The 26,467-nt window shown below is 48.0% G+C and carries 23 protein-coding genes and 1 other annotated feature; of the genes, 9 read left to right on the top strand and 14 right to left on the bottom strand.

The features are described from left to right. The first annotated feature begins 105 nt into the window (after positions 1 to 105). The gene (locus tag KNQ12_RS09745; protein ID WP_214724554.1) at positions 106 to 1,236 is read left to right on the top strand and encodes a S1C family serine protease; all 1,131 of its coding nucleotides are present in this window, start codon (positions 106 to 108) and stop codon (positions 1,234 to 1,236) included. A gap of 77 nt (positions 1,237 to 1,313) precedes the next feature. Further along, a complete protein-coding gene (locus KNQ12_RS09740; RefSeq protein WP_214747839.1) occupies positions 1,314 to 2,561 on the top strand; it encodes a lysine N(6)-hydroxylase/L-ornithine N(5)-oxygenase family protein in 1,248 nt (415 codons plus the stop codon). A 57-nt stretch (positions 2,562 to 2,618) separates the two neighbouring features. On the opposite strand, the gene KNQ12_RS09735 is transcribed toward KNQ12_RS09740, so the two are convergent. Both KNQ12_RS09735 and KNQ12_RS09730 read right to left on the bottom strand, forming a co-directional pair. Further along, the gene (locus KNQ12_RS09735; protein ID WP_214747836.1) at positions 2,619 to 3,479 is read right to left on the bottom strand and encodes a DUF4003 family protein; all 861 of its coding nucleotides are present in this window, start codon (positions 3,477 to 3,479) and stop codon (positions 2,619 to 2,621) included. A gap of 123 nt (positions 3,480 to 3,602) precedes the next feature. Further along, a complete protein-coding gene (locus KNQ12_RS09730) occupies positions 3,603 to 5,315 on the bottom strand; it encodes an ABC transporter ATP-binding protein (protein WP_023467742.1) in 1,713 nt (570 codons plus the stop codon). A 197-nt stretch (positions 5,316 to 5,512) separates the two neighbouring features. Here KNQ12_RS09730 and KNQ12_RS09725 point away from each other — a divergent pair, with 197 nt between their 5' ends. Next, complete coding sequence (locus tag KNQ12_RS09725) at positions 5,513 to 6,943, top strand: C40 family peptidase (protein WP_055967156.1); 1,431 nt, start codon at positions 5,513 to 5,515, stop codon at positions 6,941 to 6,943. Positions 6,944 to 7,030: 87 nt separating this feature from the next. Further along, complete coding sequence (locus KNQ12_RS09720) at positions 7,031 to 7,210, top strand: hypothetical protein (RefSeq protein WP_023467740.1); 180 nt, start codon at positions 7,031 to 7,033, stop codon at positions 7,208 to 7,210. Between the two features lie 29 nt (positions 7,211 to 7,239). Here KNQ12_RS09720 and KNQ12_RS09715 read toward each other — a convergent pair whose 3' ends face one another. Next, the gene (locus tag KNQ12_RS09715) at positions 7,240 to 8,430 is read right to left on the bottom strand and encodes a helix-turn-helix domain-containing protein (RefSeq protein WP_055967153.1); all 1,191 of its coding nucleotides are present in this window, start codon (positions 8,428 to 8,430) and stop codon (positions 7,240 to 7,242) included. 120 nt (positions 8,431 to 8,550) lie between these two features. Between KNQ12_RS09715 and KNQ12_RS09710 the strand changes: the two genes are divergently transcribed. After that, positions 8,551 to 9,819: an MFS transporter gene (locus tag KNQ12_RS09710; RefSeq protein ID WP_214747833.1), complete on the top strand. Its 1,269-nt coding sequence runs from the start codon at positions 8,551 to 8,553 to the stop codon at positions 9,817 to 9,819. 19 nt (positions 9,820 to 9,838) lie between these two features. Here the strand turns inward: KNQ12_RS09710 and KNQ12_RS09705 are convergent, their stop codons facing one another. Beyond that, a complete protein-coding gene (locus KNQ12_RS09705; protein WP_214747830.1) occupies positions 9,839 to 10,849 on the bottom strand; it encodes an LLM class flavin-dependent oxidoreductase in 1,011 nt (336 codons plus the stop codon). A gap of 163 nt (positions 10,850 to 11,012) precedes the next feature. Here KNQ12_RS09705 and KNQ12_RS09700 point away from each other — a divergent pair, with 163 nt between their 5' ends. From KNQ12_RS09700 to KNQ12_RS09690, 3 genes are all read left to right on the top strand, one after another. Next, entirely contained in the window at positions 11,013 to 11,498 is a 486-nt protein-coding gene (locus tag KNQ12_RS09700; protein WP_214747827.1) for a pyridoxamine 5'-phosphate oxidase family protein, read from the top strand. A gap of 117 nt (positions 11,499 to 11,615) precedes the next feature. Then, on the top strand, positions 11,616 to 12,584 hold the full coding sequence (locus tag KNQ12_RS09695; RefSeq protein WP_214747824.1) for a cation diffusion facilitator family transporter: 969 nt from the start codon (positions 11,616 to 11,618) through the stop codon (positions 12,582 to 12,584). Next, positions 12,581 to 12,877, top strand: a complete 297-nt coding sequence (locus KNQ12_RS09690) for an MGMT family protein (RefSeq protein ID WP_214747821.1) — start codon at positions 12,581 to 12,583, stop codon at positions 12,875 to 12,877. Before KNQ12_RS09695 ends, KNQ12_RS09690 begins: the two co-directional genes overlap by 4 nt. 62 nt (positions 12,878 to 12,939) lie before the next feature. On the opposite strand, the gene KNQ12_RS09685 is transcribed toward KNQ12_RS09690, so the two are convergent. From KNQ12_RS09685 to KNQ12_RS09640, 10 genes are all read right to left on the bottom strand, one after another. Further along, a complete protein-coding gene (locus KNQ12_RS09685) occupies positions 12,940 to 13,461 on the bottom strand; it encodes a pyrophosphohydrolase domain-containing protein (protein ID WP_035398156.1) in 522 nt (173 codons plus the stop codon). Between the two features lie 61 nt (positions 13,462 to 13,522). Beyond that, entirely contained in the window at positions 13,523 to 15,172 is a 1,650-nt protein-coding gene (locus KNQ12_RS09680; protein WP_214747817.1) for an aromatic amino acid hydroxylase, read from the bottom strand. 60 nt (positions 15,173 to 15,232) lie between these two features. Next, positions 15,233 to 15,437 (bottom strand) — a binding site (T-box leader). A gap of 70 nt (positions 15,438 to 15,507) precedes the next feature. Next, the gene (locus KNQ12_RS09675; protein WP_023467731.1) at positions 15,508 to 16,653 is read right to left on the bottom strand and encodes an FUSC family protein; all 1,146 of its coding nucleotides are present in this window, start codon (positions 16,651 to 16,653) and stop codon (positions 15,508 to 15,510) included. Positions 16,654 to 16,758: 105 nt separating this feature from the next. Continuing rightward, positions 16,759 to 18,693, bottom strand: a complete 1,935-nt coding sequence (locus KNQ12_RS09670; protein ID WP_214747814.1) for a PTS fructose transporter subunit IIABC — start codon at positions 18,691 to 18,693, stop codon at positions 16,759 to 16,761. A gap of 17 nt (positions 18,694 to 18,710) precedes the next feature. Next, positions 18,711 to 19,631, bottom strand: a complete 921-nt coding sequence (gene pfkB, locus KNQ12_RS09665; protein ID WP_023467729.1) for a 1-phosphofructokinase — start codon at positions 19,629 to 19,631, stop codon at positions 18,711 to 18,713. After that, the gene (locus KNQ12_RS09660) at positions 19,628 to 20,374 is read right to left on the bottom strand and encodes a DeoR/GlpR family DNA-binding transcription regulator (RefSeq protein ID WP_023467728.1); all 747 of its coding nucleotides are present in this window, start codon (positions 20,372 to 20,374) and stop codon (positions 19,628 to 19,630) included. The genes pfkB and KNQ12_RS09660 overlap by 4 nt, the downstream gene beginning before the upstream one ends. 287 nt (positions 20,375 to 20,661) lie before the next feature. Further along, positions 20,662 to 21,486, bottom strand: coding sequence for a fumarylacetoacetate hydrolase family protein (locus KNQ12_RS09655; RefSeq protein WP_214747811.1), 825 nt, complete (start codon positions 21,484 to 21,486; stop codon positions 20,662 to 20,664). Between the two features lie 241 nt (positions 21,487 to 21,727). Next, positions 21,728 to 22,180: a hypothetical protein gene (locus tag KNQ12_RS09650; RefSeq protein ID WP_023467726.1), complete on the bottom strand. Its 453-nt coding sequence runs from the start codon at positions 22,178 to 22,180 to the stop codon at positions 21,728 to 21,730. A 201-nt stretch (positions 22,181 to 22,381) separates the two neighbouring features. Then, entirely contained in the window at positions 22,382 to 23,824 is a 1,443-nt protein-coding gene (locus KNQ12_RS09645; RefSeq protein ID WP_214747808.1) for a SulP family inorganic anion transporter, read from the bottom strand. A gap of 72 nt (positions 23,825 to 23,896) precedes the next feature. Further along, positions 23,897 to 24,805 (bottom strand): TetR/AcrR family transcriptional regulator, encoded by a 909-nt coding sequence (locus KNQ12_RS09640; protein ID WP_214747804.1) that lies wholly within the window; start codon positions 24,803 to 24,805, stop codon positions 23,897 to 23,899. A 169-nt stretch (positions 24,806 to 24,974) separates the two neighbouring features. Here KNQ12_RS09640 and KNQ12_RS09635 point away from each other — a divergent pair, with 169 nt between their 5' ends. Beyond that, positions 24,975 to 26,447 carry a DHA2 family efflux MFS transporter permease subunit gene (locus KNQ12_RS09635; RefSeq protein ID WP_214747801.1) on the top strand — a complete coding sequence of 491 codons (1,473 nt, stop codon included), beginning with the start codon at positions 24,975 to 24,977 and terminating at the stop codon, positions 26,445 to 26,447. Positions 26,448 to 26,467 lie beyond the last annotated feature (20 nt).

Here is a 26,467-nt window from a genome sequence, read left to right as displayed (position 1 = left end):
TATGGGGAATGATGAGTCATTTCGGAATGTCTCCCGTAATCAGTGAAGAGGTTGTTTCATTTGCTATGATGAAATCAGAAATCATACAGAGAGGAATGATGACTTATGGCTGGAAAAACGAAAGCACTTTTACCTGGATTGACTGGAGGCATCATCGGCGCGGTCTTGACGGCTACGGTTGCCTTTCCGATCCTACTCGATCAAGAACAGCAAGTCGCTGATACACCACTATCAAATGGTATGCCCAAACAAGTCTCAACGACGACGAATGATCCGGTGACGAACGCAGTCGCCACGGCTCAAAAATCAGTCGTGACCGTAACGAACTATCAAACGGGCAACTCGATGTCGCAACAAGAAGCAGCGGCTGGTTCAGGGTCCGGTGTCATCTATAAGAAAGAGGATGGCAAAGCATACATCATTACGAACCATCACGTCGTCGATGGGGCATCAAAACTCGATGTAACGTTGAATGACGGCAAGACGCTCTCAGCCAAGTTGCTTGGTAGCGACGAAACCTATGACTTAGCTGTGCTTGAAGTTGACGCAAGCGATGTTCCGGGCGTCATCACACTCGGGAAATCAGCGGACTTAAAAGCCGGACAAACGGTCCTTGCAATCGGTAACCCGCTCGGTGAGTTCCAAAACTCCGTCACACGCGGAATCGTCAGTTCGAAAGACCGGACCGTACCGGTCGATACGAACAGTGATGGACAAGACGACTTCAATACGACAGTCATTCAAACGGATGCCGCAATCAACCCTGGTAACTCAGGGGGTGCCTTGATCAATGAACAAGGACAACTCGTCGGAATCAACTCGATGAAAATCGCTGAGTCTGGTGTTGAAGGCGTCGGCTTCAGTATCCCGATCGATGATGCATTACCAATCCTCAAACAGCTTGAAACAAACGGTAAAGTTGAGCATCCGACGCTCGGTGTGTCCTTACAAGACGTTGCGGCGTTCCCTGCCGGTTATCTTAAAGATCAAGTCAAACTACCAGACAGTCAAAAAACAGGTGTCGTCGTCATGTCAGTCGAACCGAACAGTCCAGCTGCTGCGGCTAAACTGAAAACAGGTGATGTCATCACGAAAATCAATGACTCCGAAATCAAAGCATTCGTTGACATCAAAACGGCACTGATCAAATCAGATGGACCGCTCTCCTTGACGATCATCCGTGATGGGAAAACGATGACGGTCGAAACCAAAACAACGACGACCGACCAGCTGTAAAGCTTCAGCCTGACGTTTCGTCCGCCTTCCTTTTCGGGTATTGTTTTAGAACAATATCGAATTGGGAGGCTTTTTCTATGTATGACTTAATCGGCATTGGCATTGGTCCGATGAATTTAGGATTGAGCGCACTTGCGCATCCGACAGATTTAAAGACGTTATTTTTTGACGAAAGCGAACAATTTTCATGGCATCCCGGCATGATGATCCAGGACTCGATGATGCAGACGAGCTTCATCTCCGATCTCGTCACACTCGCCGATCCGACAAGTTCGTTTTCCTATCTCAATTACTTACGATCGATTCACCGTCTCCACACGTTTTACTTCTATGAAAAACTTCTGATTTCAAGACAAGGTTACAACGATTACTTACGTTGGGTCGCAACACAACTTGAAGATCTCCGCTTTTCGACACGTGTCATCGACGTGCAAGACACCGGTGATAGTTTTGAAGTCCTCGTCGAAGATGTCTCGACCGGTAAACGCGAAACGTTCGAAGCACGAAACGTCGTCATCGGCACTGGTTCAAAACCCGCCATCCCGGATACGTTTGACGAACGCGTCATCCACAATACGCAATATGTCATGAACAAGGCAAATTTACTTCAGCGCAACAAAATCAGTATCGTCGGCTCCGGTCAAAGTGCCGCCGAGATTTTCCTTGATCTCTTGACGACGCCTGCTCCAGAGCGTCCGGAACTCGAGTGGATCGCGCGTTCGACACTGTTTGAGACACTTGAGACCGGCAAACTCGGCGAAGAAATTTTTTCACCGAGCTACGTCACGTACTTCAACCAGCTTCCACTCGAAGTACGTCAAGAATCGGTCAAGAAGTTTGCCCGCTCTCAGAACGGTATTAGTCCGGAGACACTTCAATCAATCTATGCCCATCTCTATGATTTGACGGAAGAGGAACAACGACAGGTCGCGATCCGTGCGAATCTTGAAGTAAAAGAGATTACGTACGATGAGCGGTTCACGATTGCGATGCAACATCAAGAACTTGAGGATGAACGTATGTCCGTAACAGATGCCGTCATTGCGGCAACTGGTTTTTCGCCATCCCTTCCGAGCTTCATCGACCGACTTGATATCGTATTCGAAGCACCGAATGCCTGGAAAGTCGATGCTGACTACCAAATCGTGCGTTCGGTCGAGACAGCCCACCATATATACGCAACCGCTAATTTAGAATTATCACACGGCCCGGCTGCGGATAATCTTGGTATGTCCGTCTCGCGGAACCAGTTGATCTTGAACGCTGTCGCCGGTACGGAACTGTATCCGGTCGAACGACATGCGACGTTTACGACGTTCGATTAAGTCACTAAACCAAACGAACGAGGAATGGCGCGCGCCACTCCTCGTTCGTTTTTCATTTTACGGTTTTTTCGTCAACTCTAGTGCAGCCAGCAATAACAACGTGGCTTGAACTCGTGTCACACCTGTTTTAGCGAGCAACAAATGAAAGGCAATCAACCAGTTGACCTCGTCTGAAAATCGATTCCGTGCCCGCTCCCGGTCGACGATCCGGGTCACATAAATCCAGTCGACACGTTCCATTGTAGGGAGTAACGCAAGAATCGGCATTAAACGATTCCAGATGATGATCTCTCTCCGCTCTAACAGTTCCCGCCACGCAATGATTCGTTCCTGTTGCGCTGAAGGATCTGGATGCGCCGCTAAGATTTGCGCCGTAATGACACGTTCACTCGTTCGTTCCATGAATTGCGCGAGCCACTCTTCCGATGTATTGACCCGCTCTAGAAATTCTTCTGGTAATGGCTGCTGTTCAAGCAATGTCGATGTCACGACGTACTGCTTTGCTGCATTTAGATGAGGTCGTGTCGCGTGCAGCCGTTCCATATAGGGAAAGGCATCGATTCCTTGACGTCGATTTAATACTTCGTTGAGCGCAAAAAATGGACGAACCCCTTTATCACGAATCAGGCGATGTTTAATCTTCTTTTCCGCAACGATGATCTCTTCGATGAGAACATCGGGATCCGTGCTATTCAATTGAACATGGGCGACAAGTAACGGCGTATAACGGCTCCGAAGCGCTGAAAAACGCGATGTCTTGTGTTTGATTGTCCGCATTAGTCTTTCATATACAGTTTGTTCAAAGACAGTATCATGAATCGTGTAAGACAGTGCAAAAAAACGATGGAAATCATGTGACGTCTCTTCCCGCAAGACGGGATAACTCTCATCATAGTTCTCACAGAATTGACCGTACATCCTTCCACCTCGCCTTCTTTTCTATAAATCGTTTTCCCTAAAATTAGCATACACAATCTTATTTTTGAACGAACAAAAAAAGCAACGGAACATGTCCATTGCTTTCCAATCTTTCAAATCGATTCAAACTCGTTGTCTCTCTAACAACCGGGAGAAATAACCACCTTGATTCATCAGTTCGTCATGCGAGCCTTCTTCGACGATGCCGTCCTTCGTAACGACGAAAATCTTATCCGCATTCCGGATCGTCGCTAAACGATGGGCAATGACGAGCGTCGTCCGGTTCTCGGACAACTCGGCGAGCGATTCTTGGATCAGTGCTTCCGTTTCCGTGTCGAGCGCAGACGTCGCTTCATCGAGAATCAAAATCGGCGGGTTCTTAAGGAACATCCGTGCAATGGCAAGTCGTTGCTTTTGCCCACCCGATAACTTGAGTCCCCGTTCGCCGATTTGTGTCGCATACCCATCCGGAAGATCCGCGATCATCGGACCGAGATGGGCACGTTCCGCCGCTTGCACGATGTCTTCGTGCGTCGCATTCAGGTCACCGTAGGCGATATTTTCAGCGATCGTCCCTGAGAACAAGAAGACATCCTGCTGGACGATCCCGATTTGTTGTCGCAGAGACTCCTTCGTCATCTGCCGGATATCGATTCCGTCAATCGTGATTGCGCCATCTAGAACATCGTAAAAACGTGGAATCAACGAACAGATCGTCGTCTTCCCTGCCCCTGATGTTCCGACGAACGCGACTGTCTGACCCGGTTCGACCGTCAGATTGATATTCTCTAGAATGAGACGATCGGCTTCATAACCGAACGCCACATCCTTGAATGTGATGCCACCGTTCAACCGATCAACGACGAGTGCGTCTGGCGCATCCGGAATCGATGCATCCTCATCAATCATCGAGAGGAAGCGTTTGAAGCCAGCCATCCCTTTTGGATACATCTCAAGTAATGCGGTGATTTTGTCGATTGGCTTCAGCAGTATGTTCATATAAAGAATGAATCCGACGAGTTCCCCTGCCGTTAAAGCTTCGCGATACGTCAAGTAGGCACCGACGACTAAGACGGCAAGCGTCATCAAACGGGTCGTCAAGTAGATGCCGGATAGACTCTTACTCATGACCTTGTAGGCATTGATCTTCGACTGCCGGAACGTCGCGTTGTCTTTTTCAAAACGCTCGATTTCGTAAGCTTCGTTCGTGAATGACTGGACGACACGGACACCAGAGACACTGTCCTCGACGCGCGAATTGACTTCCGCGATGTTACCATACATCCGGTCCCACGATTTATTCATCCGGACGTTCGCATAACTAATCAGCCAGATCAAAAACGGTACCGCAATGATCGTCACGAGCGCGAGTGGTACGTTGATCGTCAACATGATCGAGAACGCACCAAGCAATGTCATGACGGCAATGAAGGCATCTTCCGGACCGTGATGGGCAAGTTCCCCGATATCAAACAAATCATTCGTGATCCGACTCATGATATGACCGGTCTTCGTATTATCGAAGAAGCGGAACGACTGTTTCTGCACATGGCTGAACAGTTGACGACGCATATCGGTCTCGATATTGATCCCGAGCTTATGTCCAAAATAGTTGACGACGAACTGCATCAACGTGCTGATGATGTAGAGTGCTAATAATCCGACGCTGACGAGGATGATCCAGTTCATCTCACCGTTTGGCAACAAGGAGTCGATGAACCACTGGACAGCGAGTGGAAAAGCAAGTTCTAAAACCCCGACGAATAAGGCAGATATGAAATCAAGCCAAAATAAACGTTTATGCGGGATATAATATTGATAAAAACGGCGTAACATGTGTAGCCTCCTTCCGAGTACTTCTAGTGTACTCGAACTTTTTTGAAAATACTGTATCGAGCTATTCATTTTTTTATTAAAACAACCGCGTAGTTTTTTAGAACAAAAATATATTTTAAAATCAGGGGAATTAGCACTTTTTATGACAAAATGGTAACAACGATTTTTACCTATCTATTTGGAAGGAGCTACGTCACGTGAAGAAGACATTTCTCGCTCTTACGACGATCGCCTTGATCAGTTCAACTGGACCGGTCTCTGCTGCGTCAACGACCTTAACATTGACGGATAACGTCAACATTCGCTCGGCTGCCTCGACTTCCGCGAAGGTCATCACGACACTGAAAAAAGGAACGAAGCTGACAGCAGTCAAGAAGGTCAACAGCTGGTACGAAATCCGTTACCAGTCAAAACCAGCCTTCATCACTTCAGCATACGTCAAGGCGACGACAGTAAAGACTACGACAACGACGACCTACATAACGAACACCGATGCTGTCAACGTCCGCCAACAAGCAACGACGAGTTCGAAATCACTCGGAAAACTGGCAAAAAATAGCGTTCTGACTGTTACGAAAAAATCCGGTGATTGGTATCAAATCACGTATAAGAAGCAAGTAGCTTTTATCCATGCATCATTAGTTGATAAAAAGACAGTGAAAGTAACGTCTACGTCAAAACCTGCTACGACGACACCCGTCAAGAACGTCATTAAAGCGGTCGATCGCTCGAAGATCTACACGGTTAATGCGAAGGAAGGCTTGAACGCACGGACTGCTGCAGCAACGAACGCAAAAATTTACAAGACATTACCCCATCAGACAGTACTCGATGTCACAGGTGCCGTTGATTCGTGGTATCAAGTCAAGCTCGACGGAAAAGAAGCGTATGTTGCTTCAACTTATGTCAAAGCTTCAACAAAAGCTTCGCCACCAACAACACCAACGACTCCCGGAGTCTCTGTGACGCCGGTTGATGCTTCGAAGACGTATCGCGTCAATGCCCCAACCGGGCTGAACGTCCGCACATTGCCTTCGACGTCTTCTAAAGTCTTCACGCAAGTCGGACACGGCTCAACGGTCAATGTCACAGGTGAAACGACAGGAAAAGATAGCGGCTGGTACCAGATCAAGATTGGAACGGGTCTCTACTATGTTGCGAAGAGTTACATCACGACGGGATCCGTCACGACGACGCCTCCGGTCACGCCACCACCTCCTGTGACGACCGTACCTGGTTCGACATTGATGGAACGTGCGATCTCGATTGGGCAACAATATCTTGGTACACCATACGTCTGGGGATCAAGTAGCCCCGTCAATGGTGGATTCGATTGCTCTGGTTTTGTGAATTACACGTTGAATGCCGCTGGCTATGCTGTCGGACGGACGAACGTCAACGGTTACTGGAACGATGATCGGTATCTCGGAGCGAAGTTATCAAAATTACGTCAACCGAAGCGTGGCGATATCATCTTCTTCGAAAACACCTATGCCGCTGGTCCGACACATATTGGCATCATGCTGAACAACGATCAGTTCATTCATGCAAATGAACCTGCTTTAGGTATCAGCCGTGTATCGGAACGTTACTGGACGCAAAAACTATTAGGCTTTAAATCACTTTAAACTTTCCTCATCCATCCCTCGGGGTGGATGTTTTTTGTCTTACCACTTCACTTTGGGATATACTGGATATGGAAAGGATGTGTCTGCATGTCTTACAAAACACTGTATGTTCGGCTTCTCTTTCTTGCCTTATTGATTTTTGGTGGCTCGATGCTCTTGCATTATATCCAGACGGGAGACGTCTATATCGGTCACTTGATCGTTTCCGTCGCCGCTTGCGTCTTATTGATTTTCAGAAGAACGACATCCTTACACGAACAGGCATGAAGCGCACTCGCCTCATGCCTGTTTTTTTGTCATTGAACCTTAACCAATGCTTGTATCTCTCGCTCAAGATCGCCTTTGAGTCGTTCGCTTTGAAGATCATCCTTCAATCGAATGACATCCTCCAGCCGTTCCTGACCAATCCCTCGTTGCATCGCTAGTACGAGCGTCTGTAGCATCATCGCTTGGTCGAATCCACTCGCGGCAAGCCACGCATCTTGCATCTCCCATATCTTATCGACGCTCTGCTGCAGCGTCTGATTCGGTAATTCGATGCCGTTCAAAAGGAGATGGACTTCGAGTTGTCCGATGTAATGCTTCGCGTCGTCAATCGCCACAGTGACGAGTTTTTCCCACGCCATCTGCATGCCGTCTGTATCGTTTTCAAAAATCGCGATGAGTCCTTTCGTTAAATCGACTTCGATTCGTCCGACGGCAGTCGTTTCACTAAATGCAAAAAACTGCTCCAGTCGATCAAACTCTTGCCGTGATTGTTCGATTTCCCCTTCTAGATATAAAAACAATCCGAGGAAACGTTGAAACGAAATGACATGATAATAGACATCTTGCTCCCGCATATACTGAACCCCTTCACGCAATAAGGCGATCGCTTCTGTGTAGTGATCATCGAACAAACTTGCTCGGAGCGCACGCAGGATTTGAAGCTTTAAATAGGTTTTCGGTGCAAGTGGAATCTCACGTGGTATATCCATTGCTTCGATCAGCTCATACGCTTCCTTCGTCCGTTTGAGATTGAATAAAAAGTAAACTTTTGCGATTTGGGCAAGTAATTGTTCATCTTGACGACCAAGCTGTTGAAAAACTCGCTCTGCCTTCTCGAAATATGTCAAACCAAGCTCAGGGTCAGACGTTCGGAGGGCATCCCCATATTCCTGAAAGACCTGTCCTTGCCAGTAAGAGTTTGTCTCTGGCACTAAATACGGATGCAGAATTTCTCGAACTTTTTCGTCCGAATGATATGAGGTATCTCGTGAACGGATTGTTTCAAGGAGTTCCCGCATCCGAACATCCCGCGGATCGAGCATCAATTCCTCGACCGTCACTTGTAATCGCCTAGCAATCGCCTGTAGTGCAGGCACTGACGGTGTCGCTTTCCCGTTCTCGACCATACTGAGCATCGACTTCGTGATGATGCCGGTCGCAACGTCCGTTTGCGTCATTTTTTTCTGTTTTCGGATCTGTTTGATACGTTCCCCTAACACACTTGTCACTCCTTTTATCATAAAAGTTAAATTTTATTGAACTTTATCTTTACATTTTTCTTCCACTCCTTTATTCTACACTAAAGTTCAATAAAATTTAACTCTGAAGGAGTGGACAGGATGTCATTTAATTTAAAGCGTGTCTTATTCGGAAAGTTTTGTTCATTGTTTGCGGCTAGTCTCTTTACGTTCGTCGCTGGACTGACCGTCTTACGGGAAACGTCGTCTGGTTTTCAGTTTGCGCTCGTCCTGCTTGCAGGATCAGTGCCACGAATTTTACTCTCACCGGTTGCTGGTGTCCTCGCTGATCGCTGGAACCGGAAACGAATCATCGTCATGACCGAAAGCTTAAGTGCACTCGTCTTGTTTGGACTTTTGCTCTATTCGCTACAAGACCCTCTACATACCGTTCATTACATCGTTGCTAGTGTCCTCTTGACGAGCCTGTCGACGTTCCTATCCGTCACCTTATCAAGCTCGTTACCGCGACTCGTAGAAGAAGATGAGTTACAACGCGGAAACGCGCTTTTCTCGACGATTCAATCGACCTCAACGATCACCGCTCCACTCGTTGCGGGATTTCTTATCGCCACTGTCTCCATCACGCAATTCTTGATCTTACCGTTCCTCTTGTTTGCTTCTGCTGCCTGGTGGAATAGCCGCCTCCGCTTTCTTGCAGTGGATACCTCTCCTCTGGCTACTACCGATACTCCGTCTTTCGTCTCGGAGTTTAAAGAGGGCTACCGTTATCTGTTCCGTCAACCGGTCTTGACGATACTCGTCCTGATGGCGATTGTCCTGAACTTCTTTTTTGTCGCTTTCGAAATCTTGTTACCAATCATTTTGCTCGATCGACTGCAATTCACACCATTTCGGTTTGGACTGGTCGAGTCCGCACTCGGTGCCGGTCTTCTTGTCGCTTCGTTGCTTCTTGCCTTACCTCGCTTTACGGTGAAACGTCCGTTACGCACGATATTCGAGTCGCTCTTTTTAATCGCCTCTTGTTATGCGCTTCCTGCACTTGCCCTACTCGGCTATGTTCCATCTGCTCTACTATTACCTTTTTTCATGATTCTATTGTTCATCGACGGCATGCTCGTCTTACGGATGAACATTCCACTGCAGCTCATCGTTCAAAAACAGACCGATCCGGCTTACCTCGGACGTGTCATCGGTGTGCTGGAATCCATTGCAATGGCGATGATGCCGATCGGTACCCTATTGTTTGGTTTACTCAGTGATCATGTATCTATCATCGTGCTACTTGGAGTCGGTACAGTCGGCTTATTCGGTGCAGCATCATTCGGATTCCTCCGACTTCGTAATGACATCTTATCCGAGAGCATTCCCGTAGCAGACGCAAAAAACACGTCCTCCCTCACTTCGTGAGAAAGGACGTGCGTATCGGTCAGACCGTCGCTTTGACGGCATCCATGATTAATTTCAATGATTGTTGTTTTGCTTCCTTGTCAGCGATCATCGAAGCGATCATTACTTCGTCTGTGCCGTAGGAATCAGCGAGCTCTTGCAATTGTTTTGCAACGGATTCCGGGTTACCAACGATCATCCGCTTCCGGTTTTCAGCGATCCGGAATTGGTCTTGGAACGTATACGGATACGCCGCTGCCTCTTCTGGAGTTGGCGTTCCTGTCGACGAGACCCCTTTTTCAAGTAGGAGTAGTGACAGATCCAGGCTTGAAGCTAACCGTTCTGCTTCTTCCGTCGTTTCAGCACACGTCACGAAGATCGAGACGAGCGTTTGTGGTGTCTCATTGAACGACGTCGCCATGAAGTTATGACGGTAGTAGTCCATCACTTCTTGTCCACCTTGTCCATTGATGAAGTGGGCAAAGGCAAATCCGAATCCGCGTTGCGCAGCGTTCAAGGCACTACCCCCACTTGATCCAAGCAACCAACCTTCTGGTGTCGTATCGACTTCTGGTGTTGCGACGAGTCCCGCGAACCGGTGTCCGGCAGGTGCTCCGTCTTTCAAGTAATCGACGAGATCATCGAGTTGTTCGCCGTAATCGGCTCCACCAAAACGTGGCGACGATCCTTCTTGCAACGCACGTGTCGCAAGCGGCATACCGCCTGGTGCCCGACCGAGTCCAAGGTCGATCCGGTTCGGTGCAAGCCCTTCAAGGACACGGAAGTTCTCCGCGACTTTATAAGCACTGTAATGCGGCAGCATGACACCGCCTGAACCGAGGCGAATCTGTTTCGTCACTGCCGCCATGTAAGCGATCAAGACTTCCGGGCTTGAACCAGCCAATGTTTTAGCGAAGTGGTGTTCGGATACCCACAGGCGATGGTAGCCGAGTTCGTCCGCGATTTTCACGAGCTCGACCGTTTCGTGTAAGGCATCAGATGGCGATTGTCCTTTAGAGACCGGGGATTGGTCTAAAATACTAAGTTTCATGTATGTCTCTCCTTTTTCTTTCGAATGCGTACCTACACTGTACGCCTCCTCGTTGTACGGTGCAACGAAACTGCTTCTTTCTATCATGGGGACGTTTTCATTTTGAAATTCAGGGAACAATGCCTAAGTGAGCATAAAAATCTAACGAATGAGGTGGAGTTACATGTCAACCCATACTACGAATCAAGAAGCAGTCGAAACGGTCAAGAAACTGATTGATAAAATCGAAACAGCGATGCTGACGACGATTTCAGCAGAAGGACTCGTATCGCGTCCGATGCAGACACAGGATATCGAATTTGATGGCGACCTCTGGTTCCTTACTTCAAAAGAAACAGACAAGTACCAAGAACTACTTAAGAATCCGAGCGTTAACGTCGCGTACGTCGACAAATCATACGTCTCGATTCGTGGGACAGCAGAACTCGTCGAAGACATCGAACGAAAAAAAGAGCTCTGGAGTCCACGCTACGAAGCATACCTTGGAACGACATACGAAGATCCGAAAGTCGTCTTGATCAAGGTCAACACGGAAGCTGCTGAATACTGGGAAACGGGAAACACGACGAAGTCCGTCAAACAAGTCTTGAAGAAAGTCGTCGGCAAAGACGATGAGAACGAAATCAATGAAACAGTCGACTTGTCTTGACGAGTTAAACCCGCGCAGCTTGCGTGGGTTTTTTCGTGTGAAGATAGTCGTTTTTCTCAAAATGATGTAACATAATAAAATGAACTAATATGTAACTTAACTAAAAGGAGTACAATCATGGGAGAATTTTTTACGTTATTACGCCGGGGAAACCGGTCGGCGCTGACGGCAGGCATCGTTAACTCCGTCATCGCCATCATCAAGGCAATTGCCTACGTCCTGACGGGAAATGTCGCAATGTTCGCGGAGATGATGCATACGCTCGGGGACGCTGCTAACCAATTTTTTGTCTTCATCGGTTCTGCCCTCAGTAAAAAGGCACCGACGAAACGTTTCCCGAACGGCTTCGGTCGTCTCGTCAATCTCGTCTTGCTCGGTGCCATCCTCTTCGTCGGTATCATGGCGTACGAGACGATTCATGAAGGGATCGCCCACATCATCGAACCGACAGAATCAACTGGCTTTTGGATTACGTTGTCTGTCTTGTTCGTCGGTGTCGTCTTAGAGAGTGGCGTATTTGTTAAAGCGATGCAAGAGATCGCGCACGATGCGAAGTTAGACTCGAAAGGACCACGCTTGATTCTTGACAGCTTCCGCTCACTCAAACAAGCGAAACCAGCCACACGCCTTGTGTTCCTAGAAGATTTGGTCGCAACGGCTGGTGGCGTCGTCGCGATGCTCGCCGTCATCATCTCGCATGTGACACCGTTCCATCAGGCAGAAGGAATTGCTTCGATCCTCATCGGACTGATGATGTTTTACGTCGTCGGGAATGTCTTCCTGCAAAACGCAGCTGGTGCACTGGGTGAAGCCGATGAGACGATGGCAGCACGTCTCGGCGGACTAATCATGAAGGACCCTGACGTCAAGGACATTAGTAAACTAGAAGTCATTAAGGAAGGCGATCATTTCCACGTCGAAGTCGAGATTGAAGTCGACCCGACGTTGACGATCGCACAAGCGGACGATATCAAGGACCGTCTCGAACTCCAGATTCGCCTGCAACAAGGCATCATCGATGTGACGATCGGCTTTGATGAAGACGATAAGATTCAACAGTATGTCGTCGCTTCTGACGAGTCATGACACCGTTCACGCAAGATGTCCTGACCATCATCCGTTCGATCCCTGCTGGTCGGGTCATGACGTACGGGCAAGTCGCTCGACTCGCCGGTCATCCGCGTAGCGCACGACAAGTAGCGCGGATTCTTCACAGCATGAGTACGACGGAACGTCTACCGTGGCACCGCGTCCTTGCTGCTGGCGGAAAACTATCGCTCGAAGGCGATGAACAACGGCTGGCACTTGAAGCAGAAGGGGTCGAGTTCCTGACCGCCCGTCAACTCGATTTATCGCGTTATCAAGTAAGAAGTGAATAGATGAAAAAAAGAGGGATGACCGGTTCGCAGACCAGTCATCCCTCTCTTTTTATCGTAATGAATCACGCTTTCGACGTACTCGAAGCTACAGCTATTTGTCGACGTACTTCTGCTTCCAGTTGTGGTTCCGGTGGTTGCCAGCCTTCCGGTTTCATGACCTTTTGGTCCGATTCCCGGAAGATTGGTTTTCCGTCCGGTCCAAGCTTCGCCATATTGGCACGTTGAACGATCTCAAACAATGGAGCCGGATCAAGCCCGATCTCAACGAAGCTTCCCATGATGAAGTAGAGGGCGTCCGTCAAGGCATCCCCTTGTCCGACGAGCCGTTCGACATCTGTTTCGGGTTGTTTCATCTGGAGCGATTTTTCGACCGCTGTATCAAGTCCTGACTTGAAACGTTCGATCGCTTCGAGAAATTCTGCTTCACTCGTCGCCGATTGATGCAGAAACTCAACGACCGCTTCTTCCGCCGTCCAGGTCGAGCGTTTGATTCCACGATTGACCGTCATAGGTGTTGGAGTCGTTGCGCCAGGGTGTGAAAACACACGGTGGAATTCCTTTACGTCTTGATAATAATTTGTCATAACCGATCATCCCCTTTTACCGAATGTCTCCATTCTAACAGGTTCAGAACCGGAGTTCGACTCATTGATGAACGACGTCGAGTAAGGCCATCCCACGCGTGATCAATTCATCTCGCTGCTCAGATGTCGCTTTTAAGCGCTCGAGATCTGCAATCAGACGTGGTTGATCGACTTCATCCGCTAACTCGAGTAATTCAAGACGGAGTAACCAAGCGTCCGGTAACTGGACGAGTGTCTGATCGATCAGTTGCGGTAACCGTTCTCGTCCGGCACGACCTTCGCGAATCTCGCGGACGACTTCGAAGATCGGATCAGCCGCTGTCAACGGACGTTCGATTCGTTCGAACTCGACCGTTTCCGGAATCGGCTTCAGTGCTTCAACTTCCGTTCCCGGGAATGCTGACGTGATGTCACCGACGATCAATTCCATCCGGTCCATCGTCATCGTTTTCCCGTCGTTTGCAAGCGTCGCTGCTTCTAAGACGACGAGCGCCCGATTTCCATTGACGTTTTGAATCGCTGTGATGTCCCCTGTGACGCGAACATTTCCTTCCGCCCAGTCGAGACGTTCACCGACTTTGACTTGCATCAATACTTCGTTCAATTCCTTGCCGTGAAGGAGTGTAAAGCCTTCCGGATGATCTGCAAGTCCTTGACCTGTCAACACTTCGCCGTTCGCAGCAAGCGCTGTCGGACCTGTTAGTTTGACGAGATGAAGCGAATCGTGAATCTCTTGCGTTTCAGGAACACCGACGAGCGAGAGACCACTGTCGAAGACGAGCGTTGACAGGTTACCCGATTCGACCGCTTTTGTTAGTCCGTGGATGCCACCGCGGATGTAAGACATCGACTGTGCGAATTCTTCAAGTGCATCGCGGAGTTGTTCGAACGATTCACAAACGAAGAGTTCTTTTTGCATGCTCGTCACGTCATGTTTCGTTGCAAGTGCTTTTTCAAGTGAGAATGGATGTTTGACGACCGCGTCCGTTAAGCAGTGGCGACTTTCACCGACGGATGATAAAAGACCTGCCCCGTAGATTTGTGGGTTGTCGATATTACCAATCAGACCGAATTCAACCGTCCACCAGAACAGACGTGAGATTTCGTTCGCTTCCGAAATTCCTTTGACGTGTGTCCGTGTCTCCGCGAGTTCGACTTCAGCTTGCTCGATGTCGGCTGGCGTCGAGAACGGGCTCTCTTTGACGATCGTCAATTTCTTTAGTGCCTTGAACACGTCATGCTCGGCTTTATGATTAAAGGCATGTGCCCCGATCTCACCGAAGCGTCGAACGAATTCCGCGTAGACCGGATTCATCAAGATTGGCGCGTGCCCCGCTGCTTCATGCAAAATATCTGGCGCCGGTGTGTAGAGAATGTTATCGACCTTCCGAATGTCGGTCGCGATCGGCAAGAGTCCGTGCCCTTGGAAATCGAAGAAGGCGACGCCAGGAATGAGACCATCAACAGCGACTGTTCCCCAGCCTCCACAGCTTAGGTTCGCTGTCATTTCACGCACGTCCGGAATCCGTTCCGGGCTGATGCCCGATGCAGCAAGCCCTTCGAGGTATGCCGGATGTGCTGTATCTTGTAACGTATTTAAATTCAGTCGCATGACGTATCTCCAAACGGCATGATCCGTTGGCGTGTAGTCTTCGTAGTGCTGTGGTGCGACGTGTGGACGTAAATGACTTGGAATGATTGGTGTAGACATATGAGTTCCCCCTTGAATGAATGTGAGATAACAAAAAAGCCCCTGCCGAACATATTGTTCGACAGGGGCGACGAAAGCCGCGGTACCACCCTGATTACCCAGTCATCGACTGAGTCACTTATGATTGGGATAACGGTGTGCTCCGCTCGCTTACGCAAGAAGCTCAGAAACTGTAATTCAACACCATCTGTGTACACGTTCGCAGCGCCACGTGCTCTCTGAAACAGGGAGATGGTCTTTACTTCGGTTTCATCATCGCTTAATCTTTCGTTCTGTTACGCTGTTATACTGTTATGCTTTTAGCAAGTAAAGTATCGTTAAGGAGGACTATACGCTTACTTTTTACTTTCGTCAATGGCTTTTTTACGTTTAAATCGATTAAATGTTTTATCACGGACTGATTTTTGTTCGATCGTCAGTGATGTGATATGACGACGAAGCGCACCATTGAGCCGTTTTTCGAATGCTTCAAGCTCTTGGATCCACTCATTCATCGAAACGACGATCGGTAAGATTTCCATGATGACTTCTTCCTCGAGTTCATCGCGGTCAAGGAAAGAGTGCTTAACGAAGGCGATGTTCTCTTTGACGAGATCCTCCATTGCGAGTGGTTCTTCCGTCAACAAGAGATCATATGTCAGCAAGACCTTCTCTTGTCGCTGGGCGATATGCATCAAGTGATAAAACAATTCACTCCGAAGATCGTCCGCAATCGAGTCAAGGGCCTTCTCTCGCTCTCTGAAGCGCTCTGCCGTCGCGACACCACGTTCGAGGCACGATTGCATATGTTTGAGAATCAAGAGGTTCCGTAAGAGCGAGGCGTGCTTCTGACGCGTTCCTCGAATCTCTTCCTTGTGTAGGTTGAACAAGTTTTGTGTCTCAAGGAGCGAATTTGACATTTTATCGATTGCCGCCCGATATGGGGCGACCTTGCCTTCGAAGGCAATCGCTCGCGTGACGACGAGCAGCTTTTCGAAGAGTTTCGTCGCTTTTTGATAGTAGACATTGCCATAGCGCGGCGGGAAGATCAGCGCATTGATGCCAAGCGCACAGCCGATCCCGAGCATGACGAGCAAGTAACGGATCAGGACGACTTGCCAAAGTGGCTCGGTCGCTGTCGCCACACTTTCGAGAATGACGATGATCATCAAAACGACGTGTGGAATCGTCCGCCCGAAACCAAAGGCTAGCAAAATCGAGATTGCTGCCATGATGACGATTCCGATCGCGAGCGGATTGGCTGGATTATCCCCTAAAATCCAAAGTGCGAGTAACGTCAAAAAGGCACCAATCAAGTTGGCCTCTGCTTCCTCGAGAAATTGTTTCCATGTCTGATAGACCGAAGGCAGGAGTGTCGTCGCTGCCGAGATTGCAGGCAGGATCGGGCTGAGGTTGAACAGATTACTGATCAACAGCGCCAAGATGACCGCAAGACCTGTCTTGATGGTCCGTGGTCCGATTTGTAAGGATTGTCCACCCATGTCCATCCCTCCTTCTTATTCAGTATGCCCTCTATTCTTCACCGTTAGCCGTCAAAATTCAACAAAAAATCCCCTCCGCTTGAAAACGGAGAGGATTTAGATGAATTATGATGCTTTCGTACCTGTTCCTTCTGTCATTTCCGCTTTCGCGACCGATTGGTCAACAAGTGGTTTTTTGAGGAAGGATAGGATTGCCGCACCGACGAGTGAACCGATGAGGATCGCACCCGCGTAACCGACGATTGCCATGACCGTACCTGATGGACCATCAAGTAACGGGAAGACGAAGATACCGCCGTGTGGTGCTGGGAGCAAGACGCCGAAGACGATCGTCAATGCACCAGCGATAGCTGAACCGATGACGCTTGAAGGAATGACGCGGAGTGGATCGGCTGCTGCGAATGGAATCGCACCTTCTGTGACGAACGATGCACCCATTGCGTAAGCAGCGATACCTGCTTCACGTTCTTGCGGTGTGAATTTCTTACGTGCGAATAATGTTGATGAGAAAGCCACGATGAGTGGTGGAACCATCCCACCTGCCATGACGGCTGCCATGACTTCCGTGTTACCTGCTGTAAGAGCAGCTGTACCGAAAACATATGCTGTTTTGTTGATTGGACCACCCATGTCGATTGCCATCATACCTGCGACGAGCATACCGAGGAGGATTGCGTTCCCACCGCTGAGCCCGTTCAACGAATCCGTGAGCCATGTCATGAACTTCGCGATCGGCTCATTGATGACGAGCAACATGATCATCCCTGTGATGAATGAACCAAACAATGGATAGAGTAAGACTGGTTTGATTCCTTCAAGTGCTGCTGGGAGACCTTTGAGGACTTTAACGAGCAAGAGCACGACGTAACCAGCAAGGAAACCGGCAATCAATCCACCGAGGAAACCAGCATTACCGTTGCTTGCAAGGAAACCAGCAATCAGACCAGGAGCAAGACCTGGTTTATCAGCGATCGACATCGCGATGAATCCGGCGAGGATCGGAATCAAGAGACCGAATGCAGCTTTCCCGATCGACATTAACTGAGCAGCGAACTCGTTGTATGACGGATCATCCGGGTTCGCAGAGTTGATTCCCCAGAAGAAGCTGATCGCAATCAAGAGACCACCAGCGACGACGAGTGGCAACATTGCGGATACCCCACTCATTAAGTGTTTGTAGAATCCACCACGCGCTGGTTTTGAACTTTCGCTTGAACCGCTCGCTTTGTATACAGGTGCGTCTTGTTTGACGGCACGGTTAATTAATTCTTGTGGTTTACGAATTCCTTGTGCGACCGGTACTTCAACGACGTGTTTCCCGTTGAAACGATCCATCTCAACCGCTTTATCCGCAGCGACGATGATCGCTGTCGCATCGTTGATGTCTTGTTGTGTCAAACCGTTCTTGACGCCTGTCGATCCGTTCGTCTCTACTTTGATGCGGACACCCATCTCTTCTGCTTTTTGGCGAAGGGCATCAGCCGCCATATACGTGTGTGCAATCCCTGTCGGACAAGCTGTGACAGCGAGGATGTACGGTGCGTCTTGGTCAACGTTGTCGCTTGAGACGTCAACTGGACCTTCTTCTTCACGTTCCTTCGCTTCGATTGCTGCGATGACTTCGTCTTTCGTTTTAGCCGCAAGGATCGTATCGCGGAAGTTCATATCCATCAGATAAACCGATAGTTTCGAAAGTGTTTCAAGGTGCGCATTATCTGCGTTCTCACCCGCTGCGATCATGAAGAACAACCGACTTGGTTGACCATCGAGTGCTTCGTAGTCAACACCTGCCGAACGACCGAAAGCGATCGCTGGTGTTTTGACTGCTGCTGTTTTTGCGTGTGGAATGGCAATGCCTTCCCCTAAACCTGTCGTACTTTGCGCTTCCCGTGCGAGAATCGCTTCTTTATATGCCGAGCGATCGTTCAGTTTTCCTGCCCGATCGAGGACGTTGACGAGTTCATCGATGATAGCGGCTTTAGATGACGCTTGTAAATCGAGCTGAATCGTATCACGTGTCAAGAGATCAGTAATTTTCATGAGTAGTCACACTCCTTTTAGGATTGAATGAGTTCAACGACGTTGACGTCTTTGATGAGACGATCGATATCTTCCTTCGTACAAAGACCAAAGGAATAAGCAGACGCGCTACCAGTCGTCACCGCATAGCGGAACGCTTCTTCTGGTGATTTACCGAGCGCGTGGCTGGCGACGAATCCAGCGACGAGTGAATCTCCAGCACCGACGGAATTGACGAGCTTCCCTGCCGGTGTGTTTGCCGTATAGGCACCTTCACGATTGACAAGCAGTGCTCCGTCTCCTGCAAATGAGATGACGACGTTCTCGGCACCTCGCTCGACGAGCTGTTGGGCGTATGGAACGGCCATCTCCTTCGACGTAATCTCGACGTCGAAGATTTCACCGAGTTCATGGTGATTCGGCTTGATTAAAAATGGACCGAGCGGTAAGACTTCAAGCATCGCTTCCTTCGTCGTATCGACAGCGAAGCGGACGTTCCGTTCATTCAGGATCGTCGCGATATGACGATAGAGATCATGCGGCAGACTGCTTGGGATACTACCTGCGAAGACGACGATGTCACCGGCTTCCATCGTCTTGAATCGGGATAATAAATGCTCCAGCTCTTCCGGTTGAATCTTCGGTCCCGCTGCATTCAGCTCAGATTCTTGATCGGCGCGAATCTTTACGTTGATTCGCGTCTCATCTTGAATCGGTGTGAAGTCCGTCAACACGCCTCGTTTCTCGAGTTCCGTCCGAATGAATTGTCCGGTACTTCCTCCAAGGAATCCGAGTGCTTGTGTTTCCACCTCATAGTTTTTTAGGACGAGAGAGACGTTGATCCCTTTCCCTCCGGCCACTTTTTCCGCCTGTTCGACACGATTGACTTGTCCTGCCTCAAATACCGGTAACGTGACATAATAGTCGATGGATGGGTTGAGTGTCAGTGTATAAATCATTTCGCGTTCACCACCTCTGTGTATTGACTGTATTTCGCTTCTTGCTCACTGGATGTCGTCGTGATGATCGTCGCCGCTTGCAAGGACGCCACACGACTGAAACTGATCGCATCCAGCTTCGTCTCATCGACGAGTACATACGATTGTTTTGCTAATTCGATCGCTGTCTTCTTTACGAGTGCCTCTTCCGGATCTGGTGTCGTGAAGCCTTGTGCCGGATGAACACCGTTCATCCCAAGGAACGCGACATCAAAATGGTAAATCAACATTCCTTCACGTGCGTTGTAACCGACGAGTGCTTGCGTTGAATGCTTGAGTTGCCCTCCGACGACGAACGTCGGGATACGGTGATAGAGTAACGTGTTCGCTAGAGGAAGACTGTTCGTTACGACCGTAATCGCCTTCTCTTCGAGATACGGAACGATGGCAAGCGTCGTCGTTCCGGCATCGAGATAGACATACATCCCGTCTTCGATCAGATCGGCAGCCGCTCGCGCGATCCGTTCCTTCTCTTCGACGTGTTGGTCACTCTTCTCGAAATAACTCGGTTCTTCAATTTGCAAATGGTTCGCTGTCGCGCCCCCGTGCACCCGACGCAGATGACCTGCTGTCTCGAGTTGTGATAAATCCCGACGAATCGTGGATTCACTCGCACCGGTTTGTTCGACGATCTTTTGCATCTTGACGACTTCTTCTCGGGCTAAAAGCTCAAGGATGAGTTGATGGCGTTTTTTCGTTAACATAAGGTTTCCCTCCGCATCTTTAATATAAAGCGTTTACATCTAAAAATCAATCAAAAACGTTCAAAATTTATATAAATTCTTTATAAAACGTTCAAAATACGACTTTTTTCGACATGAAACCGTTCTTATAGTTTCATTATACATCAAAAACGGTCATTTTGTGACTGTTTTATTGGTTAGAATCAATCATTTTTTAAATTATTAATGATTTTCACAAAATAAAAAACCACTTTCCAAAGCAACTTGGAAAGTGGTGAATGAAAATCGGTCATTTCAGTCATCTTCGTTCACTGTACTTCATTTTGCAAGCGACCGATTCCTTCAATCGATACTTCGACGACATCCCCTGTCTGAAGGTAGACCGGTGGTTTCATGCCGTGACCCACACCAGCCGGAGTGCCTGTCGCAATGATGTCCCCTGCTTCAAGTGTCATCCCGTGTGACACTTCAACTAAAATCGTTACGACATCACGCAACATCAAGGCCGTTGATCCCGATTGACGGAGTTCCCCGTTCACACGCGTCTCGACAAGGACGTCACGCGGATCAAAGCTGTCCGCTGAGACGATGACCGGTCCGAACGGACAGAACCCATCGAGTGATTTGCCACGGAAGAACTGGACGTGTTCTTTTTGTAAGTCCCGCGCTGTCAAATCATTGACGATACTGTAGCCAAACACGTGATCAAGTGCATTCTCAGGTGTCAGATCACGCCCCGTCGTGCCGATGATGATGGCGAGTTCACCTTCATAATCCAGTTGCTGTGTCAAATCCGCATGCCGTTCGATCGATTCGAACGGACCAACGATCGATGTCGGTGCTTTCGTGAACAAGACGAATTTCCCCGCTCCCGCCGTATCCATCTCCTTGATATGATCGGCGTAGTTCTTGCCGACACAGATGACGTTTCGTGCCGGAATATACGGTGCCAGTTTTCGAACATCCCCTTTAAGTAGTGGCGCGATATCTAAATCAAGATCAACATCGAACTCACGTGAAATCACTTCAAACAATGAATCCGTATAGACTTGTGCCGTCACATCATATGTAGAGCCATCCCGTTCAACCCCGATACCTACTTTTCCTTCTTGCTCAAATCGAAACCATTTCATCCTAAATGCCCCCTTTTGTTTCTAGTATAGCGAAACTGAAAGCACGTCGCACTTATCCTCTCCAGCACATGTTCAATCCTCAAATCGTTTTGCTATTATTTTTAGTGATAAAACATAATTCATACATGGTATTCAGTCATTCTTTGACTTTTAGTTCGTTTCAACAGATGAAGATCATATAGATATCTTATAAATCATATCGGACGAGTAGTAGGTTTGAATGTTAAAACATCATACTCATTTATTCCTGTGATAAGAAGTTAAATTTTTCTATAGGAATATGATGAATATTTATAGGACACTTGTATTTTTCTAATACATTTTGGAGTAAAGGAAAAATGTCATCCAAATTATTTTTATGTTTGAAATTACCAATAACTTCAATATCCAAATTCCATCGGCACTCTTCTTTATCCTCTAAAAAACCACCTGCCACGGTACATAATTCATCATACGTTTCTTGAGTAACTTCCTCAGGTGAAATAATGATTGCTTTTATAAAATTATCATATCCAAAGTCGTCTTCCGAGATTCCATCAATATTTTTTAAATAAGGAAAATCGTCAATAGTGCTAGGACGTTGATAGTCAATGAGTATTAGGCAATACATAGGTGGTGTTAAATAACCATCTCTCAAAAAATATGCTTCGACTGTCCTTAAATTGAGTATTCTATTCAAATGGTAATTTTTCATTTAGTGAACCTCGTTTACTTATTAAAGTGAGTTGAATTAAAGTTTTTAACGTTAGTTCATAATAACTTTCTTTTTTAATAGCTTACACCTTATCACATCATACAAATATTGGATACATAGTGCGTATATGACTCGTCGAGACAATAGAAAGAGGTGGCATTCCCAATGTACCTAGGAATGCCACCCCTTTTATAAAATTCGTTACGCAATCCGCTGAGCTAGTCGATCAACAAGAGCCTGCGACTCTTCGTTCAATCCAACGAGTTCAACTTTTTTGCCAAGTCGTTCGTATTTCAAGACGACGTTTTCGATCGCTTCGATAGCGGAATCATCAAACAAGTGACACGCTGAGAAATCGAGCGTGATGACAGACGATGGATCAGTTTCGAGCTGAAACTGTTCTGCAAATGCTGTCGTCGATGCGAAGAACAATGGTCCACGAATCGTATAACGGACTCGATCTGTTTGCTCCTTGCGCTCGACTTGAATACGAGAAATTTTTGACGCGAATAATAACGCAGCAAGCAAGATTCCGACAAGAACACCCATTGATAAATCGTTCGTCAATACGGTGACGAGAACGGTTGCGAGCATGACAGCAGAATCACTCTTCGGTGACGTCTTGAGCATCTTGAATGATCCCCAGTCAAACGTCGCATACGAGACGAAGAACATGACGCCGACGAGTGCTCCCATCGGAATCGTCATCAATAGATCATTCATCGTGAACATCAACAGCATTAAAAACACACCTGCTGTAAACGTCGACAAGCGACCACGCCCACCCGACGTGACATTGATGACCGATTGACCGATCATTGCACAGCCCGGCATGCCACCGAACATACCTGCGATGATGTTCGCAATTCCTTGTCCGCGTGATTCCATCGCTTTGTTCGACGTCGTATCCGTCATCTCATCGACGATTCGTGCTGTCAGCAACGATTCGATCAACCCAACGAATGCAAGTGACAAAGCATACGGGAAGATGATTTGGAGCGTCTCAAGCGAGAACGGAACATTCGGCAGGAAGAAGCTTGGTAACGCCGCTTCGATTTGCCCCATGTCCCCGATGACTCGTGTATCAAGTGAGAAGACGACCGTCAACACTGTCATGATCGTGATCGCAACGAGTGGTGCCGGGATCACTTTCGTCACGCGTGGGAATAACAAGATGATGGCGAGTGATGCGGCGACCATTGCGTACATGATCCAGTTCTGTCCTTCGAACTGCGGCAGTTGTGCCGAGAAAATCAAAATCGCTAAAGCATTGACGAATCCGACCATGACGGATCGAGGAATGAACCGTAATAACTTAGCAATTCCTAAAAATCCGAACGCGATTTGTAGAATTCCGGCAAGGATACCGGCAGCTAGTAAATAATCGACACCATGGTCCTTGACGAGCTGGACAACGACGAGTGCCATCGCACCGGTCGCAGCTGAAATCATTCCGGGACGACCGCCGGCAATCGAGATGACGATCGCAATGATGACGGAAGCGTATAAACCGACCATCGGATTAACGCCAGCAATCAGCGAAAACGCGATTGCTTCCGGAACGAGTGCCAAGGCAACGACGATTCCGGACAGCAAATCCGCTTTTGGTTGCAGGAACCACTCTTTTTTCCATTGAGTAAACATATGATGATTGAGACCCCTTTTCTAACATGAATGGTCTCAGTGTAATCCGATTAGTTTCAAAAAACAACCTTTTTAGGAAGTTCTGGTCCGCACACGGGCAATCTCATCGACCATCGCCTTATAGGTCGCCATGATTTCCTGACCCGCAAAGACCGGATCTTCGTCCATCGTCTCGAGTGCACGGCGTAGAAGATGAATTTTTGGTTTCTTCCGTTCGAGTAGTTCTTCATAGATGAAATCAAGAACCTCTTCATGGGCTTCCTTCGATTCATCGGAAATCGATGACAGGGTAATCAAGCGTTTCATATGCGCACTCGTCTTCTCGAACAAATCCTTCCGAATGACGACTTCATCTTGTGGACGGTCGAGCCAAACGGATAGGAAGCGCGGCGGAATCAACTGTTCTTCCGTCCGACTGACGTCTTCGACGAGATGCGTCAATCGATTGAATACGTAACGGACGACCCGTTCCGGCTGTGTGTTCGGTTCGGATTGACGGAAGAAGTACATCGCATATTGCAACATCCCTGTATAAATGACCGCTAAATCTAGAAGATACGGTTCTTTCGTCTGACCGAATAAATCACGTAATCGTTCAAACGTCCATTCGATCTCGAGAAGACGGTTATTCTCCATGAATGTCTTTAGTTCTTTTTCATTTGAAGCAATCGCCTCTTCGAACAACGTATACAATTTATATTTTTGCATCAGTTCCAAGTAACAGTTACCTTGTTGAATGAACGTCTCATAATCCGAGACATCTCGTCCGACGAGAATTTCCTTGCGCGCTGTCCGCATCTTTTCAAAGACGGTATTGAATACATCGATGAATAATTCATTTTTAGAGGAGAAGTAGTTATAGAACGTTCCTTTGGAAACGTTACTGTGCTCAAGAATGTCCTGGATGGACGTCGATTGATATCCTTTTTCGACGAATAGCTGATAGGCGGCATCTAGAAGTTGTTTCTTTTTTGGATTCATGGTCTTGTCCTTTTCTGTTCAAATGATTGCAATGGTTTAACAATCACTTATTTTAGTGTATGAAGCAAATAATTTGAATTCATTCGACTTAGCCTGGTAAGATAGCCAAGTTAGTCATAGAATTCAAGTCTAACATTTTAGACTCGTAGTACAAAAGGAGCATAACGAAATGCAATCAAGCAAGCAATCATCACGACTTTATTTAATTTTAACTGTCCTTATGGCAGGTGCGTTCGTTGCGGTCCTGAACTCAACGTTACTTAATATCGCCTTACCGTCGATCATGGGATCATTCGGTATTCAGGCAAGCACCGCCCAGTGGTTGACGACGGGCTATATGCTCGTCAACGGAATCATGATTCCGACGTCAGCCTTCCTTGTCCAGAAGTTTTCGACACGTCAACTGTTCTTGACGGCGATGACGCTGTTTTCACTCGGTACGATCATCGCTGGACAAGCACACGTCTTCCCGCTTCTACTCGGCGCGCGGATGATGCAGGCGTCAGGTTCTGCGATCATGATGCCATTATTAATGAATGTTCTTTTGACCGGTTTCCCGATCGAGAAACGCGGACAAGCAATGGGGATCTTCGGACTTGTCATCACGTTCGCCCCAGCCATCGGCCCCACATTGTCCGGCTGGATTCTTGAACATTATGAGTGGCGGATGTTGTTCCATCTCGTTACACCGATCGCATTACTCGTACTGTTCACGGGTGCTTTCTTGTTGAAAAAAGAGACAGTTCGTAGCACACTCAAACTCGATTTGTTTTCACTCGTTCTCTCAAGCTTCGGTTTCGGTGGTTTGCTGTATGGATTTAGTTCCGCTGGTTCTGCCGGATGGGGATCTTGGACGGTCATCGGATCATTGATCATCGGTGTGATTAGTCTGACTTCCTTCATTATACGTCAATTCATGCTCGAAGAACCGATGCTTGAGTTCGGGATTTTCCGTTATCCGATGTTCGCTTTATCGCAAGGAATTTCGATGGTCCTGAACATGTCGATGTTCTCCGCAATGATCTTGATGCCGATCTATATCCAGACGATTCGGGGTATCTCACCGTTTCACTCTGGTCTCTTGATGTTACCGGGGGCGATCGTCATGGCAATCATGTCACCGATCACAGGTCGTCTGTTCGACCGATTCGGTGCCCGGTTCCTTGCGATCATCGGCTTATCACTGACGGTCTTGACGACGTTCTCGTTCAGTCAGCTAGCTGCGGATACGTCATACGCGTTCCTCGTCATCATGTATACGCTACGTTTCCTTGGAATCTCGATGGTCATGATGCCGGTCATGACGAACGGATTGAACCATATTCCGCAACACTTGACGCCCCACGGTACGGCATTGAACAATACGTTGTCACAAGTATCGGGTGCGATCGGTTCAGGTCTGCTCGTGACGATCATGACATCGCGGACGAAACATCACGTTCCGGAATTCGCTTCACAACCTGAAGCCGCTAATCCGGAATGGTTACAGATGCAGGCGATGATCGAAGGGATCAACGATACGTTCTTCATCGCGACGTTACTTGCACTCGCGGCATTGATTTTATCGTTCTTCATCAAAAAACGACGGACGACGACACTTGCAGTCGTCGAATCCGTCGATCAAGAACAAAAATATGCATGATCTGACTCTCCCCTGTCTAT

Source organism: Exiguobacterium sp. s11 (genome assembly GCF_018619015.1).
GTDB classification, from domain to species: domain Bacteria; phylum Bacillota; class Bacilli; order Exiguobacteriales; family Exiguobacteriaceae; genus Exiguobacterium_A; species Exiguobacterium_A indicum.
The sequence above is the reverse complement of the archived record's forward strand: the minus strand, read 5'-3'. Positions and strand labels throughout refer to the sequence as shown.